Origin of the sequence: Kribbella albertanoniae (assembly GCF_004348455.1) — a bacterium.
In the GTDB taxonomy this organism is placed as follows: domain Bacteria; phylum Actinomycetota; class Actinomycetes; order Propionibacteriales; family Kribbellaceae; genus Kribbella; species Kribbella albertanoniae.
Genome location: NZ_SMKA01000014.1, coordinates 1 through 17,491 on the forward strand (window position 1 = coordinate 1; position 17,491 = coordinate 17,491).

The following is a 17,491-nucleotide window of genomic DNA, read 5'->3' on the forward strand; positions in this document are numbered from 1 at the left end:
GTCCAGCCGCAGCTGGGTGTCGGGGTGGATGGTCAGGCGGTTGCCGGTGACAACGATGTTCTCGATCTCCTCCAGCACGAGATCGGTCCGGGCTCTCGCCAGCTCCGCGGAGGTCGGCTCCCAGGGGTGTTCGAGTACGTCGAGGCCGGCAACCCCGCCGTACCGCCACGCCTGGACACCCGTCCCGAGGTCGCCCGACCGCCCAGTCGCCTCGGCAAGGGGTGCGAGCAGCTCGGGGAAATCAGCTGCGAGCCGTACGGCGTCCTGCCACTCGTCGAGCGGTTGGGGCTCCGGCGTGCCGTTGAGCAGGGCGATGAGCAACGCGCGTGCGCGCCGGGACGCATCCAGTACAAGCAGAGGCAGTACGCCGGCCGTCATCCCCGGCGGCGGTTCGATCCCGCTGACCGCCAGCTCCTCGGCCAGCACCTTCCGCGGCACCGACGGGAGCTCGGGCAGCGCCCCGACCGCACGGTCATCCGCGCCAGCCGAGCGGACCTCACCCCTAACCCTCGACCCGGCTCTGACCTCACCCTCAACTTCAGCCTGAGCCTCCGGACCGGCCGTGCGAGCGACCAGCTGATCAAGGAGCAGCTCGCGCGATCGCCCCCGCAGATGCAGCAGCACGAACGGATCGGAGTCGAGCAACCAAGCAACCTGGTACGCCAATCCCGCAGCGTGCTGGCACGGCAGCTCCCACTCATCACAGGTGCAGCTCGGGTCGAGGTCGCCGATTCCAGGCAGCAATGCGATCCCGACGGCCTCAGCCGCCTCGACCAAGTCGTGCGGCATCTCCCCGTCGAGCAGCGCCGCGATGTGACCGGCCCTCGCCACGACCTGCTCCAGGAACTCCGCCCACTCCGCATCGCTCAGCTCATCCACCCGAACGACGACCTCATAGGTGTCGTCGGGCGAGTAGACCGTCGCACCGATCCGGCCCGGGCTGATCGTGATCGTCCCGACGTGGCCGGAGTTCGCGTACCGCCGCCCCTTCCGCAGCTGCATCGTGTCCAGCGACGTGTCCTCGAGCGCCTGCACCCAAGCCCGCGCCCACCACGAACGCCCGCGCGTACTCCGCCGCTGCGCCGGGAAGGCCGGATAACCCTGTGCCGTGCTCATCGCAGACCTCCCCGCAGCTCGACGAGATCAGCCAGTTCGGTGTCCGAAAGCTCGGTGAGCGCCGCCTCACCACCGGCGAGCACGGCATCGGCCAGCTCGCGTTTGGCGGCGAGCATCGCTGCGATCCGATCCTCGATGGTGCCTTCGGCAATGAAGCGGTGCACCTGCACCGGCTTGGTCTGGCCGATGCGGTACGCCCGGTCGGTCGCCTGGTCCTCGACGGCCGGATTCCACCACCGGTCGTAGTGCACGACATGATCGGCCCGCGTGAGGTTGAGCCCCGTCCCGGCCGCCTTCAACGACAGCAAGAACACCGGTACGTCGCCGGCCTGGAACCGCTCGACCATCTCCTCACGCTTCCGCACCGGTGTCCCACCGTGCAGCAACTGGGTGCCGATCCCGCGCCCGGCAAGATGACGTTCGAGCAGGCGCGCCATCGCGACGTACTGGGTGAAGACGAGCACGGCGCCGTCCTCCGCGACGATCGTCTCGAGTAGTTCGTCGAGCAGTTCGAGTTTGCCGGAACGCCCGGTCAGCCGTGCGTCCTCGCCTTCCTTCAGATACTGCGCCGGGTGGTTGCAGATCTGCTTGAGTCCGGTCAGCAGCTTCACGATCGCGCCGCGGCGTGCCATCTGGTCGCTGGCCGCGATCGCCGCCATCAGCTCGCGCACGGTCGCCTCGTAGAGGACAGCCTGCTCCCGCGTCAGCGAAACGGTCTGATCCGTCTCGGTCTTCGGTGGCAGCTCCGGCGCGATCCCCGGATCGGACTTCTTCCGCCGGAGCAGGAACGGCCGGACGAGCTTCGCCAGCCGGTCCGCGACCTCCTCGTCCTTGTCGGCCTCGATCGGCGTCGCCCATTGGGTCCGGAAGGTGCTCAGCCGCCCGAGCAGCCCGGGCGTCGTCCAGTCGAGGATCGCCCAGAGCTCGGACAGGTTGTTCTCGACCGGTGTACCGGTGAGAGCGACGCGCGCCTGCGATGGAACGGTCCGCAGCGCCTTCGCCGTACCGGACGAGGGGTTCTTCACATGCTGTGCTTCGTCAGCGACCACGAGACCCCATCGATGTGCGCCCAGCCGGGCCGCATCGCGCCGCAGGGTCCCGTACGTCGTCAGCACGAACCCGTCCTCGGCCCCTTCAAGCGATCGCGCCGACCCGTGGAAGCGCCGCACCGCAGTCCCGGGCGCGAACCGGTTGACCTCGCGCTCCCAGTTCCCGAGCAGTGACGCCGGGCAGACGACGAGGGTCGGACCGGCGGTCCCGGTGGACTCTTGTCGATGCAGGTGCAGCGAGATCAGCGTGATCGTCTTGCCGAGGCCCATGTCGTCGGCAAGGCAGCCGCCGAGGCCGAGTGACGTCATCCGCGCGAGCCAGCGCAGACCGCGCAGCTGGTAGTCGCGCAGCGTTGCCTGCAACCCGGCCGGTACGTCGATCAGCTCGTCGGCGCGCTCGGGATCAGCGATCCGGGTCCGCAGCTCGGACAGCCAGGCGGTCGGCTCGACCTTGATCTGCTGGCCGTCCACCTCGGTGGTGCCGGTGAGTGCGGCGCTGAGCGCGTCGATCGGAGTGACCGGTTTGAGAATGCGCTCCCGAGCCTTGCGGGCCAGCTCGGGGTCGATCAGCATCCACTGGTCGCGCAACCGCACGACAGGCCGGGTCGCCTCGGCGAGCTTGTCGAGCTCGTCCTCGGTCAGCGGATCATCGCCCAGGGCAACCTGCCACCGGAAGTCCAGGGTTGCGTCGCCGCCGAAGAAGCTCGGCAGATCGCTCGGCCGGCGCTCCGGCGCGGTAATTGCCGCCCGCGCCTTGAGATCGCGGCCGAGACTGCGCGGCCAGTGCAGGTCGATCCCGGCGGCGGTCAACCGCTGCCCGGAACCGGCCAGCAAATCTGCAACCTCTTCGTCGGCCAGCTCGAGTTGATCCGGTACGGCGGTGTCCAGCAACCGTGCGAGCGGCAACCAGACCCGCCCGGCCCGGCGGATCGCCAGGGTCGCGTCGATCCGTGCCCGCGGCCCGAATCCAGGCACCTCGGTCGCCCAGACGTCGTCCGCATCGCGCACGAGCGTCGGATCCTTGAGGCTGTGCAGCTGGACGACGGCGTGGAAGGCCTGCGACTCCGACATCTCGATCCGCAGGGAGACTCGCACGCCGCTGTCGAGCCCGACTGACACCTCATCGGCCCAGCGCCGCAGACCTTCGGCGCGCTGCGGTGCCTTCGCCGCGAACAGTCCGCCGCCCTGTGCCTTCGCGGCAGCGGGGGAGCGTGGCATCCCATCCGCCACCGCATCCCAGAATGCCCGCACCAGTCCTTCGGCCGCGAGGTCGCCGGGGAGCTCGGTCAGTGGCATTGCCTCGGCGAGCGCGACGAGCCGGGTGACGTCGGCCGGCTCCAGCGGTCCCATCCGCCAGGCGTCGTACCCATCGGGTGAGACCCCGGGCAACAACTTGCCCCGGGCAACCAACTGCAGCGCGGCCACGGCCGCCGAGCCCCAGAACGCCGCCGACGGATGCGCGCCAGGCTCACGCCGCATCCGTCCGAGCATCGGTACGGCGTCCGCCACCCGCACGCTGATCGCACGCACCGAACGTTCACTCGACCCGCCTGTTACGTCGAGCCGGACCTGCTCACCGATCCCGAGTGGCAGCTCGCCGCCCTCGGGATCCCAGAACACCACCCGCCCGTCCCGCGGTGGATCCGCAGGCTCGAACCCGACCGCACACCCCGACAGCTCAGACAACCGCACTCCCAACAGTCCCGACCGACCTCGACCCCGTCACCGCAGCTACGTCAGACCGTGAGCACCTCCGCGTCGGTCGGCCCGGCGCCCGGGTCGGCGAACTGAGTTCGGTAGAGCTCTTCGTACCGGCCGCTGGCTGCCAGCAGGCTCGTGTGCGTGCCCTGCTCGACGATGCGGCCGTCCTCGATGACGAGGATCTGGTCGGCGGCGCGGATGGTCGACAGGCGGTGCGCGATGACAACCGCCGTCCGGCCGGCAAGTGCCTCGGTCAGTGCAGCCTGCACAGCCGCTTCGTTGGTGGAGTCCAGCGCGGCGGTCGCCTCGTCGAGGATGACGACCCGCGGTTGAGCTAGCAGCAGGCGCGCGATCGTCAACCGCTGCCGCTCACCACCGGACAGCCGGTAGCCACGCTCACCCACAACGGTGTCGAGGTCATCCGGTAGTGACCGGATCAGATCCTCGAGCCGGGCCCGCCGCAGCGAATCCCACAGCTCGTCCTCGGTCGCCTCGGGCCGCGCGAGCAGCAGGTTCTCCCGGATCGAGTCGTGGAACAGGTGGCCGTCCTGGGTGACCATGCCGAGGGTCTCCCGCAACGACTCGGCCGTGACATCTCGTACGTCGACGCCCGCGAGCTGCACCGACCCCGAATCCACGTCGTACAGGCGGGGGATGAGCTGGGCGATCGTCGACTTCCCAGCCCCGGAGGAACCGACCAGTGCGACCATCTGACCAGGCTCGGCCCGGAACGTCATGTCGTGCAGGACCTCGACCCCGCCGCGCGTGTCGAGCTTCGCGACCTCCTCCAGGGAGGCGAGCGAGACCTTGTCGGCGGACGGGTAGGCGAAGTGCACGTTCTTGAACTCGACCGAGACCGGGCCCTCGGGGACCTTGCCGGCGTCCGGCTTGTCCTCGATGAGCGGTTTGAGGTCGAGCACCTCGAAGACCCGCTCGAAGCTGACCAGCGCGGTCATCACCTCGAGTCGCGCGCTCGCCAGTGCGGTGAGCGGCGCGTAGAGGCGGGTGAGCAGGAGGGCCATCGAGACGACGGCGCCGGCGTCCAACTGGTCGCGCAGCGCGTAGAAGCCGCCGAGTCCGTAGACGACGGCCAGCGCAAGCGCCGACACCAGGGTCAACGAGGTGACGAAGATCCACTGCACCATCGCGGTCCGCACACCGATGTCGCGCACCCGGCGAGCTCGCGACGCGAACTCCGCCGACTCCCGCGCCGGTCGCCCGAAGAGCTTCACCAGTGTCGCGCCGGGCGCCGAGAATCGCTCGGTCATCTGGGTGCTCATGGTGGCGTTGTAGTTGGCCGCCTCACGCTCGAGCGCAGCCAGTCGGCTCCCCACTCGGCGGGCGGGGATGACGAAGATCGGCAGGATCACCAGCGCGAGGAGCGTGATCTGCCACGAGACACGCAGCATCACGACGAGGGTCAGCGCCAGCATCACCAGGTTGCTCACCACTCCGGAGAGGGTGTCGCTGAACGCGCGCTGCGCGCCGATGACGTCGTTGTTCAGCCGGGAGACGAGCGCGCCCGTCCGGGTCCGGGTGAAGAAGGCGATCGGCATCTTCTGGATGTGGTCGAAGACCGCCGTCCGCAGGTCGAGGATCAGCCCTTCGCCGATCCGCGACGAGAGCCACCGGGTGAGCATGCTGATCCCGGCCTCCGCGACCGCGATCACCGCGATCAGCACGGCCAGGCGCAGCACGGTCTCGACGGCCTTGTTGCCGACGATGGCGTCGACGACGCGGCCGGCCAGCACCGGGGTCGCCACCGCCAGCACCGCCGCGGCGATGCTGAGCACGAGGAAAGCGATCAGTTGTCGTTTGTGCGGGCGCGCGAACGCGAGGATGCGTAGCAGGGTCGCCTTGGAGAACGGGCGTCTGTCGTCTGAGGCGTGCATCGCGTGGTACAGCGAGTTCCACGCGGTCATTTCCATACTCACAGCGGGCTCCACGGCGTCGGTCGATCGGGAAGTCGATGATTCCTTACCTCACCGACAATTTCCGACCGTAAGACCTCAAGGAAACTTCAGGTCAAGCGACGATCGAACTGGGTACAGTGTACGAAGAATATCCGATCCGGCAGAATCGCGCACATGACCCAGGAGTACAGCGGCAGCGGAGACCCGGCCAAGAGCCTCGAGCTGCTCTGGCGCAAACGGCCGCAGCCCACCCGCGGCCCGAAGCCGGCGCTGACCGTCGAGGGCATCGTCGAGGCCGCGCTCCGGGTCGCCGACACGGAGGGGATCACCGCGATGTCGATGCGCCGGGTCGCCGATGAGCTCGGCTCGGGCGCGATGACGCTGTACCGCTACGTCCCCGGCAAGGCCGAGCTCCTCGACGTCATGCTCGACACCGTGTACGGCGAGCTGCCGAAGCGCGTCGTACCGGGGGACTGGCGAGCCAAGCTCGACGAGGTGGCTCGGGAGAATCGCGAGCTCTATCTGAAGCACCCGTGGATGCTGCATGTGGCTGTCAGCCGGCCGCCGCTGGGTCCGCAGGTGATGGCGAAGTACGAGTACGAGCTGGCCGCGGTCGAGGGGATCGGGCTGACCGATGTCGAGATGGATGCGACGGTCACGCTGGTCAACGGTTACGTCCACGGCGCGGTCCGGGCGGCGGTGGAGGCTCGGCAGGTCATTCAGCACTCGGGGATGACCGACAAGCAGTGGTGGCTGGCTCATGTGCCTCATCTGGACCGGATCGCGGATATCGATAGCTTCCCGCTGTCGACGCGGGTCGGTACGACGGTCGGGCAGGAGTTCGACGCGCCGTACGACTCCGATCACGCCTTCGAGTACGGACTCGGGCGGCTGCTGGACGGGGTTGCCGCACTCGTGAAGGATCGCGCGGAAATATAGTTGTGAGTGAGTACTCACTCAGTTAGCCTCGGTCGCGTGACACCACGAGCCACGCCACTACCGCCGGACGAACGGCGCGCCGCGATCATCGCGGCCGCGCTGCCGTTGTTCGAGGAGCACGGGCCGGAGGTGAGTACCAAGCAGATCGCCGAGGCGGCCGGGATCGCCGAGGGGACGATCTTCCGGGCCTTCGGCAGCAAGGAGGCGTTGATCGACGCCGCGCTGGCCAAGGCCTTCGACGCCAGCGACCTGCTGACCGAGCTGCTGGCGGTCGATCCGGCGCTGCCGCTGCGCGAGCGCACGATCGCCGCGGTCGAGGTCGGCCAGCGCCGCCTCCGGGGCGTCTTCCGGCTGTTGTTCGCGATGCGGGTGCCGCGGCCGCCGGACCTGAAGAACCAGACTGCGATGGACGAAGCCCGGCGGAAGCGCCAGTCGGACGAGGTCAACTCGGCGTTCGCCGATCTGCTGCGTCCGGATGCCGACAAGTTGCGGTTCTCGCCCGAAGAGGTCGTGCGGCGGCTGCAGATGGTCACGTTCTCCGCGACCCACCCAATGATTTCCGGCGGCCAGGTGCTGACCGCCGAGGAGATCGTCGACTTCGCCTTCGACGGTGTCCGCACACACCCAGGGGATGATTGATGTTAGTTCGACTCTTGCGTACGCACCTGCGTCCGTACGCGGGATACCTGACCCTGGTGGTCGTCCTGCAACTGGTCGGGACGATCGCCTCCCTCTACCTTCCCAGCCTCAACGCCGACATCATCGACAACGGCGTGGCCAAGGGCGACACCGGTTACATCATGAGCACCGGCGGCTGGATGCTCGGTGTCAGCCTGGTTCAGATTCTGTGCACGGTCGTCGCGGTGTACTACGGCGCCACGACGGCCGCCCTGTTCGGGCGTGACGTGCGGGCCGCGGTGTTCCACCGGGTCGGCGAGTTCTCGGCCCGTGAGGTGAACCAGTTCGGCGCGCCGACACTGATCTCGCGCAGCACGAACGACGTCACCCAGGTGCAGATGCTCGTCGTCACCACGTGCACCATGCTGGTCGCCGCCCCGATCACGATGGTCGGTGGACTGTTCATGGCCATCCGTGAGGAGGCCGGTCTGGCTTGGCTGGTCGCTGTCGCGGTGCCGCTGCTGGCCGCGTCGATCGGGCTGATCGCGGGCCGGATGGTGCCGCAGTTCCAGCGGATGCAGAAGTACGTCGACAACGTGAACCGGGTGCTGCGTGAGCAGATCACCGGTATCCGGGTGGTCCGGGCGTTCGTCCGCGAACCGCACGAGACCAAGCGGTTCGCCGGCGCCAACGCCGATCTGACCGACTCCGCGACACGGGCCGGGCGGCTGATGGCGCTGGTCTTCCCGGTGGTGATGCTGATCCTGAACGTCTCAAGCATCGCGGTGCTGTGGTTCGGCGCCTCCCGCGTGGAGAGCGGTGCGATGGAGGTCGGCGAACTGACGGCCTTCCTGAGCTACCTGATCCAGATCTTGTTCTCGGTGATGATGGCGACCTTCGTGATGATCATGGTCCCGCGGGCCGCGGTCTGCGCGGACCGGATCAGCGAGGTGCTGAACACCGACTCGTCGGTGCGGCCGCCGGCCACGCCGATCAAGTCCTTCACCGGGCGCGGTCAGCTGAGTCTCGAGCACGCCTCGTTCAAGTTCCCGGGAGCTGCCGAGCCGGTACTGCGCGACGTCAGCTTCGTGGCGTCGCCGGGGCAGACGACCGCGATCATCGGGAGCACCGGTGCCGGTAAGACGACGCTGCTCTCGCTGGTGCCGCGGTTGATGGATGCCACCGAAGGGCGCGTGCTGGTCGACGGGATCGACGTACGGGAGATCGAGCCGGAGGCGCTCTGGGAGCGCATCGGTCTGGTTCCCCAGCGTCCGTACCTGTTCTCCGGGACCGTGGCGAGCAACCTGCGCTACGGCAATCCGGAGGCGACCGACGAGGAGCTGTGGACCGCGCTGGAGATTGCCCAGGGCAAGGACTTCGTCGAGGCGATGCCGGAGGGACTGGAGTCCCCGATCTCCCAGGGCGGGACGAACGTGTCCGGCGGTCAGCGGCAGCGGCTCGCGATCGCGCGGGCGCTGGTCCGAAAACCCGAGATCTATCTGTTCGACGACTCGTTCTCGGCACTCGACCTGGCCACCGATGCCCGGCTGCGGGCGGCGCTGCGGCCGGTGACGCGCGAGGCGTGTGTGGTGATCGTGGCGCAACGCGTCTCCACGATCATCGACGCCGACCAGATCATCGTGATCGAGGACGGCGCGATCGTCGGCAAGGGGCGGCATGACGAGCTGCTCGAGAACTGCCCGACGTACGTCGAGATCGTCGAGTCCCAGCGTTCTGCGGAGGAGGCAGCATGAGTGAGGAAGTGGCTGCTCCTGAGGGCGAGCAGACGGTGAAGGCGACCGACCGGCCGAACACGGGCCGGGCGTTCGGGCCTCCGGGTGGTATTCCGGGGGACAAGTCGATGAACTTCGGTCCGTCGGCCAAGCGGCTGCTGAAGCGGCTGCGTCCGCACCGCGTGAAGGTGTCGGGCGTGATCGTACTGGCGATCTTCAGCGTCGGTCTGTCGGTGCTGGGGCCGAAGATCCTCGGTCGGGCGACCGACATCATCTTCGCCGGCTACATCGGCAAGAGGTTCCCGAGCGGACTGTCCAAGGAGCAGGTCATCGAGCAGACCCGCGCCTCCGGCAACGGCCGGCTCGCCGACCTGTTGCAGGGTGTCGACCTGATCCCGGGGACGGGGATCGACTTCGATGCCCTGCGTAACGTGTTGATGCTGGTGTTCGCGCTGTACATCGGTGCCTTCTTCCTGTCCTGGATGCAGGGCTACATCCTGAACGGCGTCGTCCAGCGAACCGTGTACGACCTGCGGTCCGAGGTCGAGGACAAGCTCAACCGGCTACCGCTTAGGTACTTCGACGGTGCGCCGCGCGGTGAGCTGCTGAGCCGGGTCACCAACGACATCGACAACATCTCGACCAGCCTGCAGCAGACACTGAGCCAGTTGCTCACCTCGCTGCTGACGGTGATCGGCGTACTGACCATGATGTTCGTGGTCTCGCCGTTGCTGGCGCTGATCGCGCTGGTGTCGATCCCGATCTCGATGATCGTGACCGCGGTGATCGCGAAGCGGTCGCAGGCGAAGTTCGTGGCCCAGTGGCGGCACACGGGTGCGCTGAACGGTCAGATCGAGGAGGCGTTCACCGGGCACGAGCTGGTGAAGGTCTTCGGCCGGCAGAAGGAGATCGAGGCGTCGTTCGCGAAGAAGAACGACGAGCTGTACCAGGCCGCGTTCGGGGCGCAGTTCATCTCCGGGCTGATCATGCCGCTGATGATGTTCGTCGGGAACCTGAACTACGTGGTGATCGCGGTCGTCGGTGGTCTGCGGGTCGCCTCCGGCCAGCTGTCGCTGGGTGACGTGCAGGCGTTCATCCAGTACTCGCGCCAGTTCACCCAGCCGCTTACCCAGGTCGCCTCGATGGCGAACCTGCTGCAGTCGGGTGTGGCCTCGGCCGAGCGGGTCTTCGAGGTACTGGATGCCGAGGAGCAGGTGCCGGAGGACGCGACCCCGGAGACCGTCACGCAGGCCCGGGGCCGGGTCGAGTTCGAGCACGTCTCGTTCTCGTACAACCCGGACAAGCCGTTGATCACCGACCTGAGCCTGGTCGCCGAACCCGGGATGACGGTCGCGATCGTCGGCCCGACCGGCGCCGGCAAGACCACCCTGGTCAACCTGATCATGCGCTTCTACGAGCTGAACGGCGGCCGGATCACGCTCGACGGTGTCGACATCACCGAGCTGACCCGGTACGACCTGCGCTCGCGGATCGGCATGGTCCTGCAGGACACCTGGCTGTTCGGCGGCACCATCCGCGACAACATCCTCTACGGCAACCTGAACGCGACCGAGGAAGACATGCTGGCCGCGGCCAAGGCGACGTACGTCGATCGCTTCGTGCACAGCCTGCCCGACGGGTACGACACGGTCATCGACGAGGAAGGCAGCAACGTCAGTGCCGGTGAGAAGCAGCTCCTCACCATCGCCCGTGCGTTCCTGGCCGACCCTCAGCTGCTGATCCTCGACGAGGCCACCAGCTCGGTCGACACTCGCACCGAGGTCCTGGTCCAACGAGCCATGGCCGCGCTGCGCTCCGACCGAACCAGCTTCGTCATCGCCCACCGCCTCTCCACTATCCGGGACGCGAACCTGATCCTGGTGATGGAGAACGGCGCCATCGTCGAACAGGGCAACCACCGCGAGCTCCTGGCCATCGACGGCGCCTACGCCCGCCTCTACAACGCGCAGTTCAGCGGCGCCGTAGCCGACATCGACGCCGAGCCGGTCGTTGCCGGCCCGGCCGGAGCCCCAGCCCTGCGCAGCTGAAACAGCACTTCGCAGCTGAAACGCTTCGCCGTTCATGACCAACCGGAGTCATGAACGGCGAAGCACCTGCGGTGGCTCGGTCGTCTGGTTGACTCGGTGGATGCGCAACAGACTTCTCGTCGTACTGGTCGGCGTTCTGTTGGTCGCGGGGTGCGGGGCGCAGCCGGCTCCAGCTGGGCATCCCACCGATACGGCCTGCGAGACGCAGCCCGGTGGAGAGAAGGCGGAGTCCGGAGTCAGGATCATCGGTGTGAACCTCGTCGCCAAACACTGCGCTGAGTTCGAGGTGACCAACTCCGGGAGTCGAGCTGCCGTCTACACCGTCACCTTCGCTTTCCTGGCGAGTTCCGGGGAGGCGTTGGTGACCCCGCAGCGGACAGTGCCGGTAGTCGGACCTGGCCGGACCGTGAAGGACATCGTCCGGGTGGGCGAGCTTCGGTCGGAGCTTGCGCGGGTGAAGATCGTCAAGGTGCGGAGCGTGCCGGCCGCTGAGGCTCCCAGCGCCGAGTGTCCGAGCTCCGGGCTACGCCTGTACGCCGATGACGATGCCGAGGCAGCCATGGGACTCCGCGTCCTGGGTATCCACCTCGAGAACTGCGGCCCGCGAGCCCGCCAGCTCAAGGGCTATCCGAAGCTTGAGCTCCTGGACGAGAAGCACAAGGCGATCCGCACGGTGAAGATCCTTCACGGCGGCAACGCAATCACCAGCTCACCGACCGGCGCGGACGGCCCGGCTCGCCCAGTGGTCTTGAAACCGGGCGAACGCGCCTCAGCCCACCTGGTCTGGCGGAACACCGTCGAGGCCGGCGGCGCCAACATCAGCAGCCCCTACGTCAGAGTCTGGGCCGAGCCCGGCGCCGCTCCGATCATGCTGACACCCGAGCTCGACCTGGGCACCACCGGCAAGCTCGGCGTCGGCCCCTGGAAGAAGGATCAGCCGTAGCTCACAGCCTGGTACGACGCAGCCTGCGCATGGTGAGTCAACCACTCGCGGAATGCCGCAGGAGCGGAGAACATCGGCATGTGATCCGCATGGGGGAGCACGGACAAGGTGGTGGTCGGAGCCTGGTCGGCGATGCGGCGGGCCCACAGCTGTGTGCCTTGGAAGTCATGTTTGCCGACGATGACGTGGATCGGTGGTTCGAGTTCGGCGAAGCGGGTCTTGACGGGTGGGTCGAGTTCCTGGCCGTGGGCTTCGGGCATGGTCAGGATGCGCGAGTTCGCGACAGCCAGCCCGGTCAGTAGACGGCGGTCGGCTTCGGTGACCTGAGGACACCAGCCGTCGACGTCGTGGCCGGCCGCGGCGGGGATGCCTTCGGTCTCGAGGAGGTCGGCGATCTCGGCGAAGTGGGTTCGCATGACGACGCGCGCAGCCTCCTCCTCCGGTGTCGGGTCGGGGAACTCGCCGAACGAACCCGCGACGACACACACGCTCGCCACCCGATCAGGGTGCCGATGGGCGAAGCCGAGCGCGCGGCGGCCGCCGTCGGACGAGCCAACCAGGACAGCACGCGAGACGCCGGCCGCGTCCAGTACGGCGAGCAGGTCCGCGATCTCGTCGTACGGGCCGAAGGACGCCGACGACAGGCCGTTGTCGCGGTAGTCCCAGGTGGTGACCCGGGCGAACTTGGCCAGCCAGGCGACGGTCGAATCCCACATCCGGGTGTCGGCCAGGCCGCCGTTCAGGAGGACGACGTCGGGTCCGTCGCCGTGCTGTTCGAAGTAGAGGTACCCCTCAGGTACGTCGACGAAGTGTCCGCGCATGCCCCGCAGTGTGGACGACCGCAGGGCATGCGCGCATCGGGAAGATTCCCTAGATCCCGCGGGCCAGACGCCGTACGGCGAGCTCTGCCAGCAGGGCGGCCGCGTCGGGGAGGACGGAGTCGTCGAAGTCGGCCAAGGGGGAGTGGTTGTCGGCGGCCTTCTCGGGGTCGGCGGCCCGGCAGGCGCTGAGGTTGAGATAGACGCCGGGGACCTCGTTCAGCACGTACGACATGTCCTCCGCGCCGCAGCGTGGGTTGGCGCGTTCGCGGAACCGGTCGGCGCCGAAGAGGTCGATGATCGTGTCCCGGGCGAAGACGAACTCGTCGGGGTTGTTCACGGTGACGGGGTAGCCGATCAGGTACTCGACCTCGGCGACCAGCCCGTGCGCGGCCGCCATCGCCTCGACCAGCTGGACCGAAGTCTGCTGGACCTTGGCCCGGGTCTCCTCCGAGAACGTCCGCACGGTCGCGTCGAAGAACGCGTCGTCCGGGATGATGTTCTCCTTGGTGCCACCCGCGATCCGCCCAACGGTCAGCACAACCGGGTCGAACACGTCGAACTGCCGCGTGATCATCGTCTGCAGAGCGGTCACCATCTCGCAGGCGACCGGGATCGGGTCCTTGCCGCGGAACGGCGTCGACCCGTGCGTTCCGGCGCCGATGACGCGCACATGGAGTTGATCGGCCGCGGCCATGAACGAACCGGGCCGGCTGCTCCACATCCCGAGTGGCTGCACGGCGGAACCGACATGCAGACCGTACGCGGCATCCGCCCGGCGTCCCGCGGCATCGAGGACGCCCTCACGGATCATGATCGGCGCGCCGCCGGTCGTCTCCTCACCCGGCTGGAACATGAAGACCACGTCACCGGGCAGCTCGGCCTGCATCGCCGACAAAACCTTCGCGGCGCCGACCAGGCCGGCCACATGCAGGTCGTGGCCGCAGGCATGCATCATGCCGGGGTGCTGCGATGCATACGGTACGTCGACGCGCTCGGTGACCGGCAACGCGTCCATGTCACCGCGGAGCAGGACGACCGGCCCCGGTCCGCCGCCTCCCCGCAGTACGGCGGTGACCGAGGAGAGCTCCTTGCCGAGCGTGATCTCCAGCGGCAGACCGACGAGCGCGTCGAGGATGAGCTGCTGGGACTTGGGCAGGTCGAGGTCGAATTCGGGGACCTGGTGCAGGGCCCTCCGCAGCGTGATGATGTCCTCCCCGAACTTCCGGGCAAGATCGATCGTGGCGCTCATGCCTTGGGTCCGAGGTTCAGGGCGGTCATCACCCGCTGGGCGCTGCTGCCGAGCTCGAGCAGCTCGACCAGGTCCAGCCAGCGCTCGGGATCCAGCACCTGCCGCGGCATCGCGAAGTTGGCCACGGTGACCGGCGCGTCCTTCGCAACCGCGACCACCTTCGGGGCGACATCGAGGTAGTCGGACGCATCCAGGATCTTCCGCTTCACCGACGCCGACATCGGCGTACTGGCGTCGGCCGCGGCCGCGCGGATGCTGGCCAGATCGCCGTACGCCGTGATGAGGGAGGCGGCCGTCTTGTCGCCGACCCCCTTCACGCCGGGCAGGCCGTCGGAGGCATCCCCGCGCAGGGTGGCGAAATCGGCGTACCGGTTCGCGGGGATCTCGTACTTCGCGAGCAGCGCCTTTTCGTCGTACACCTCGGCCCGGCCGACGCCCTTGGCCGCGGTGTAGATGACCCGGACAGCGCGGCTGTCGTCGATGAGCTGGAACAGGTCCCGGTCGCCGGTCACGACATCGACCGGCATCTGCGCCTGGTGCGACAGCGTGCCGATCACGTCGTCCGCCTCGTGGTCGGCCGCGCCCACGATCGCGATCCCGAGCGCGTCCAGGCAGGCGCGGATGTACGGCACCTGCACCTCGAGCCGGTCCGGCACCTCCTCCACCTGCTCACCCTTCGGTGTCACGTACTCCACCCGCTGCGCCTTGTACGACGGGATCAGCGCGACCCGCCAGGACGGACGCCAGTTGTCGTCCCAGCAGGCGACCAGATGGGTCGGCCGGTGGTTCTCGACCAGGCGGGCGATGAAGTCCAGCAGCCCGCGGATCGCGTTGGTCGGCGTACCGTCGGCGGCCTTCATCGTGTCCGGCACGCCGAAGAACGCGCGGAAGTACAACGACGCGGTGTCGAGCAGCATCAGCCGCTGTCCTGTCCCAGGATCCATCTCAGCCATGAGGGGATGCTTTCATGCCGGGGTCTCGCGGCAGTAGGGTCACCAGGATGGAGGACCTGGACCGCAAGATCGTCGGCCTGCTCGCATCCGACGGCAGGATGAGTTTCACCGACCTGGGCAAGGCCACCGGCCTGTCCACTTCCGCGGTGCACCAGCGGGTGAAACGCCTCGAGCAGCGCGGCATCATCCAGGGGTACGCCGCCCTGATCGACCACACCGCCCTCGACCTCCCGCTCAGCGCCCTGATCGCGGTCCGCCCGATCGACCCCTCTCAGCCCGACGACTACCCCGAGCGGCTCCGCGACGTCCGCGAGATCGAGTCCTGCTACTCCGTCGCCGGCGACTCCAGCTACGTCCTGATCGTCCGGGTCGCCTCACCTGCCGCCCTGGAGAACCTCCTGGCCGTCATCCGCGCCCGAGCCAACGTCTCGACCACCACAACCATCGTCCTCAGCACCCCCTACGAACACCGCCCCCCAGCTCTGTAGCGCGAGGGCGGACCTGCGCCACTGACCAACCTTCCTGTGACACGGTCCGGCAGCAGGTGCTGAGCGTGAACGGCACCCCGCGCGCAGAGTTGGTCAGTGGGGGCGGTCCGCCTGTCGCGGGGCGGACGTGCATCACCCACCAACCCCGCTGCGGCCTGGCCCGACATCGGGTGCTGAGCGTGAATCGTGGGCGCCGCGCCCCGTTAATGGGTGGTGGCGGTCCGGCTACGGGGTGATGCCGAGGGCGGTGAAGCGGTTGGTGAGGTCGTCCACCCACGCCTCGGGGGTTCGGTGGTCGGGGAGCGGGACGCCGGCTTCGGAGCGCCAGAGGGCGTCGGCGAGGGCCGTGCGGACGTGCCACGCCATGATGCGGTCGAGGTCAAGCGGGGGACCGGGGTAGTGGCGAAGGGTTGCGGTCAGCAGTTCGACGCCTGGGCCGGTGCTCGGGAACAGGCGCAGGTCGTATTCAGGCTCGGCCAAACCAGCCGTCTCGAAGTCGACGATCACGCTCAGCTGACCATCGGCCCAGACCTGGTTCCCACCGTGCAGATCGCCGTGCACCAGCACACCCCGGCGCGGGGCCGTCAGTACGTCGTCCGCCCAGTCACACCACCGCCGTACGGCGTCCTGCTGGTCCGCGCGAATCCACCTTGGGAAGCGATCACGCAGTACGTTGGTCGAAGCTGGCTGCATCGACGCCGACGGGAGCCCACCGAGCGCAGCTTCGACCCGCCGCGCCGTCCCGGGATCATGCAACGCACCCAGGAACTCCGCGAGCTGCCGGCCCACCTCGTCCTGGTCCAGCGTGTCCACGACGTCGAACAACGCCTGCCCCGGCGCGAGCGCGGTCACCAGCAGCAGCGGATCGGTGCTACTCGCAACGACCTCGGGAAGATGCGGAATCTCCAGCGCCTCGAGTACGGCGATCTCGTGCGCCAACCGGGACGCCGCCGGCTCCGACCACGCGAACTTCACCACGAACCGCTCCCCAGCAACCCCGCTGGCCATCCACCACACGGGGTCTTCCTCAACCCGCCCCGCCCGAAACGCGATCGCCTGATCACCCAGCTCAGGCGCAACCTCCCGCAACGCCGCGGCGACCGCCGCAGGCGAACCGTCCTCCAACCACCGCACAACCGCACCTCCTGAGCGCGAGGCTACTTCGTCCACGCCGCACCTTTCCCAGCACCCGAACGAGCGGCGTGACGTAGGGTCTTGAGATGCGTCGAGTGCTCCTGAGTGACCTGTTCAGCACGTTGATCCCCGGCGGCGACGCCGAACGCGGACTGCTGAACGAGGCGATGGCCCGCCTCCTCGGCGTCGACACCGCGCGCTTCATCCGGGAATTCGACGACGCGGCCTACGAGCGATTCACCGGCGTGTACGGCGACCTGCAGACCACCGTGCGCCTGATCGCCGAGCGGGCCGGCGGTAACCCGACCGACGACCAGGTGCTCGAGGCAACCAACCTCCGCCGTGCGCTCGCCCGCCGTCTGCTGCAAGCACCCCCCGCCGCAACTCTCGGGACGCTGGCCAAACTCCGTGCCGACGGCTGGCGGATCGGCCTGGTCAGCAACATCACCACCGAGACCCAGCTCCAGTGGCGAGACAGCCCGCTCTCGCCGTACTTCGACACCACAGCCTTCTCCTCCGAGCTCGGTGCCGCGAAACCCGAGGCGGCCATCTACCTCGCCGCCTGCTCCGCCCTGGGCGTCACCCCGTCCGAATGCGTCTACATCGGCGACGGTCACGACAACGAACTCCCCGCCGCAGCCGCCCTCGGCATGCACACCATCCGCACCCTTGAGCACTCCAACAGCCACCCCGCCTGGCCCGGCGCCTCCATCAACACCTTCGCCGAACTACCAGGCCTGCTCGTGTAGCGCAGTCTGCGGGCTTTCGCGGTACTGCGGTCAGGTG

14 protein-coding genes are annotated in these 17,491 nt (G+C 68.2%); 7 read left to right on the forward strand and 7 right to left on the reverse strand.

The features are described from left to right. The 3 genes from E1261_RS05985 to E1261_RS05995 all read right to left on the reverse strand — a co-directional run. A partial coding sequence (locus tag E1261_RS05985) for an SWIM zinc finger family protein (RefSeq protein WP_132403106.1) occupies positions 1-1,116 on the reverse strand: 1,116 nt, incomplete at its 3' end. After that, entirely contained in the window at positions 1,113-3,857 is a 2,745-nt protein-coding gene (locus E1261_RS05990) for a DEAD/DEAH box helicase (RefSeq protein ID WP_238176028.1), read from the reverse strand. The genes E1261_RS05990 and E1261_RS05985, both read right to left, overlap by 4 nt. 44 nt (positions 3,858-3,901) lie before the next feature. After that, positions 3,902-5,788, reverse strand: coding sequence for an ABC transporter ATP-binding protein (locus E1261_RS05995; RefSeq protein ID WP_202874352.1), 1,887 nt, complete (start codon positions 5,786-5,788; stop codon positions 3,902-3,904). Positions 5,789-5,953: 165 nt separating this feature from the next. On the opposite strand from E1261_RS05995, the gene E1261_RS06000 reads away from it, so the two are divergent. From E1261_RS06000 to E1261_RS06020, 5 genes are all read left to right on the forward strand, one after another. Next, a complete protein-coding gene (locus E1261_RS06000; protein ID WP_132403115.1) occupies positions 5,954-6,718 on the forward strand; it encodes a TetR/AcrR family transcriptional regulator in 765 nt (254 codons plus the stop codon). A 36-nt stretch (positions 6,719-6,754) separates the two neighbouring features. Next, a complete protein-coding gene (locus E1261_RS06005; RefSeq protein WP_132403118.1) occupies positions 6,755-7,357 on the forward strand; it encodes a TetR/AcrR family transcriptional regulator in 603 nt (200 codons plus the stop codon). Further along, a complete protein-coding gene (locus E1261_RS06010) occupies positions 7,357-9,090 on the forward strand; it encodes an ABC transporter ATP-binding protein (protein WP_132403121.1) in 1,734 nt (577 codons plus the stop codon). The genes E1261_RS06005 and E1261_RS06010 overlap by 1 nt, the downstream gene beginning before the upstream one ends. Continuing rightward, positions 9,087-11,117 carry an ABC transporter ATP-binding protein gene (locus tag E1261_RS06015; protein WP_132403124.1) on the forward strand — a complete coding sequence of 677 codons (2,031 nt, stop codon included), beginning with the start codon at positions 9,087-9,089 and terminating at the stop codon, positions 11,115-11,117. The genes E1261_RS06010 and E1261_RS06015 overlap by 4 nt, the downstream gene beginning before the upstream one ends. Positions 11,118-11,217: 100 nt before the next feature. Continuing rightward, positions 11,218-12,060 carry a DUF4232 domain-containing protein gene (locus E1261_RS06020; RefSeq protein ID WP_132403127.1) on the forward strand — a complete coding sequence of 281 codons (843 nt, stop codon included), beginning with the start codon at positions 11,218-11,220 and terminating at the stop codon, positions 12,058-12,060. On the opposite strand, the gene E1261_RS06025 is transcribed toward E1261_RS06020, so the two are convergent. From E1261_RS06025 to E1261_RS06035, 3 genes are read right to left on the reverse strand one after another with little or no spacing between them, the layout of a single operon-like run. Next, positions 12,051-12,881, reverse strand: a complete 831-nt coding sequence (locus E1261_RS06025; protein WP_132403130.1) for an alpha/beta fold hydrolase — start codon at positions 12,879-12,881, stop codon at positions 12,051-12,053. The genes E1261_RS06020 and E1261_RS06025 overlap by 10 nt on opposite strands. Before the next feature lie 49 nt (positions 12,882-12,930). Continuing rightward, positions 12,931-14,130 carry a M20 metallopeptidase family protein gene (locus E1261_RS06030; protein WP_132403133.1) on the reverse strand — a complete coding sequence of 400 codons (1,200 nt, stop codon included), beginning with the start codon at positions 14,128-14,130 and terminating at the stop codon, positions 12,931-12,933. Continuing rightward, the gene (locus tag E1261_RS06035) at positions 14,127-15,047 is read right to left on the reverse strand and encodes a 5'-3' exonuclease (RefSeq protein WP_132403263.1); all 921 of its coding nucleotides are present in this window, start codon (positions 15,045-15,047) and stop codon (positions 14,127-14,129) included. Before E1261_RS06035 ends, E1261_RS06030 begins: the two co-directional genes overlap by 4 nt. 83 nt (positions 15,048-15,130) lie before the next feature. Here E1261_RS06035 and E1261_RS06040 point away from each other — a divergent pair, with 83 nt between their 5' ends. After that, on the forward strand, positions 15,131-15,571 hold the full coding sequence (locus E1261_RS06040) for an Lrp/AsnC family transcriptional regulator (RefSeq protein ID WP_132403136.1): 441 nt from the start codon (positions 15,131-15,133) through the stop codon (positions 15,569-15,571). Positions 15,572-15,796: 225 nt separating this feature from the next. On the opposite strand, the gene E1261_RS06045 is transcribed toward E1261_RS06040, so the two are convergent. Beyond that, the gene (locus tag E1261_RS06045; RefSeq protein WP_132403139.1) at positions 15,797-16,705 is read right to left on the reverse strand and encodes a phosphotransferase family protein; all 909 of its coding nucleotides are present in this window, start codon (positions 16,703-16,705) and stop codon (positions 15,797-15,799) included. Positions 16,706-16,791: 86 nt separating this feature from the next. On the opposite strand from E1261_RS06045, the gene E1261_RS06050 reads away from it, so the two are divergent. Beyond that, positions 16,792-17,454, forward strand: a complete 663-nt coding sequence (locus E1261_RS06050) for an HAD family hydrolase (protein ID WP_132403142.1) — start codon at positions 16,792-16,794, stop codon at positions 17,452-17,454. Positions 17,455-17,491: the final 37 nt, after the last annotated feature.

Coding starts and splice junctions, on each gene's coding strand:
- E1261_RS05995 (WP_202874352.1), bottom strand. CDS start 5,788: ATGACCGCGTGGAACTCGCTGTACCACGCGATGCACGCCTCAGACGAC.
- E1261_RS06000 (WP_132403115.1), top strand. CDS start 5,954: ATGACCCAGGAGTACAGCGGCAGCGGAGACCCGGCCAAGAGCCTCGAG.
- E1261_RS06010 (WP_132403121.1), top strand. CDS start 7,357: ATGTTAGTTCGACTCTTGCGTACGCACCTGCGTCCGTACGCGGGATAC.
- E1261_RS06015 (WP_132403124.1), top strand. CDS start 9,087: ATGAGTGAGGAAGTGGCTGCTCCTGAGGGCGAGCAGACGGTGAAGGCG.
- E1261_RS06020 (WP_132403127.1), top strand. CDS start 11,218: ATGCGCAACAGACTTCTCGTCGTACTGGTCGGCGTTCTGTTGGTCGCG.
- E1261_RS06025 (WP_132403130.1), bottom strand. CDS start 12,881: ATGCGCGGACACTTCGTCGACGTACCTGAGGGGTACCTCTACTTCGAA.
- E1261_RS06030 (WP_132403133.1), bottom strand. CDS start 14,130: ATGAGCGCCACGATCGATCTTGCCCGGAAGTTCGGGGAGGACATCATC.
- E1261_RS06035 (WP_132403263.1), bottom strand. CDS start 15,047: ATGCTGCTCGACACCGCGTCGTTGTACTTCCGCGCGTTCTTCGGCGTG.
- E1261_RS06040 (WP_132403136.1), top strand. CDS start 15,131: ATGGAGGACCTGGACCGCAAGATCGTCGGCCTGCTCGCATCCGACGGC.
- E1261_RS06050 (WP_132403142.1), top strand. CDS start 16,792: ATGCGTCGAGTGCTCCTGAGTGACCTGTTCAGCACGTTGATCCCCGGC.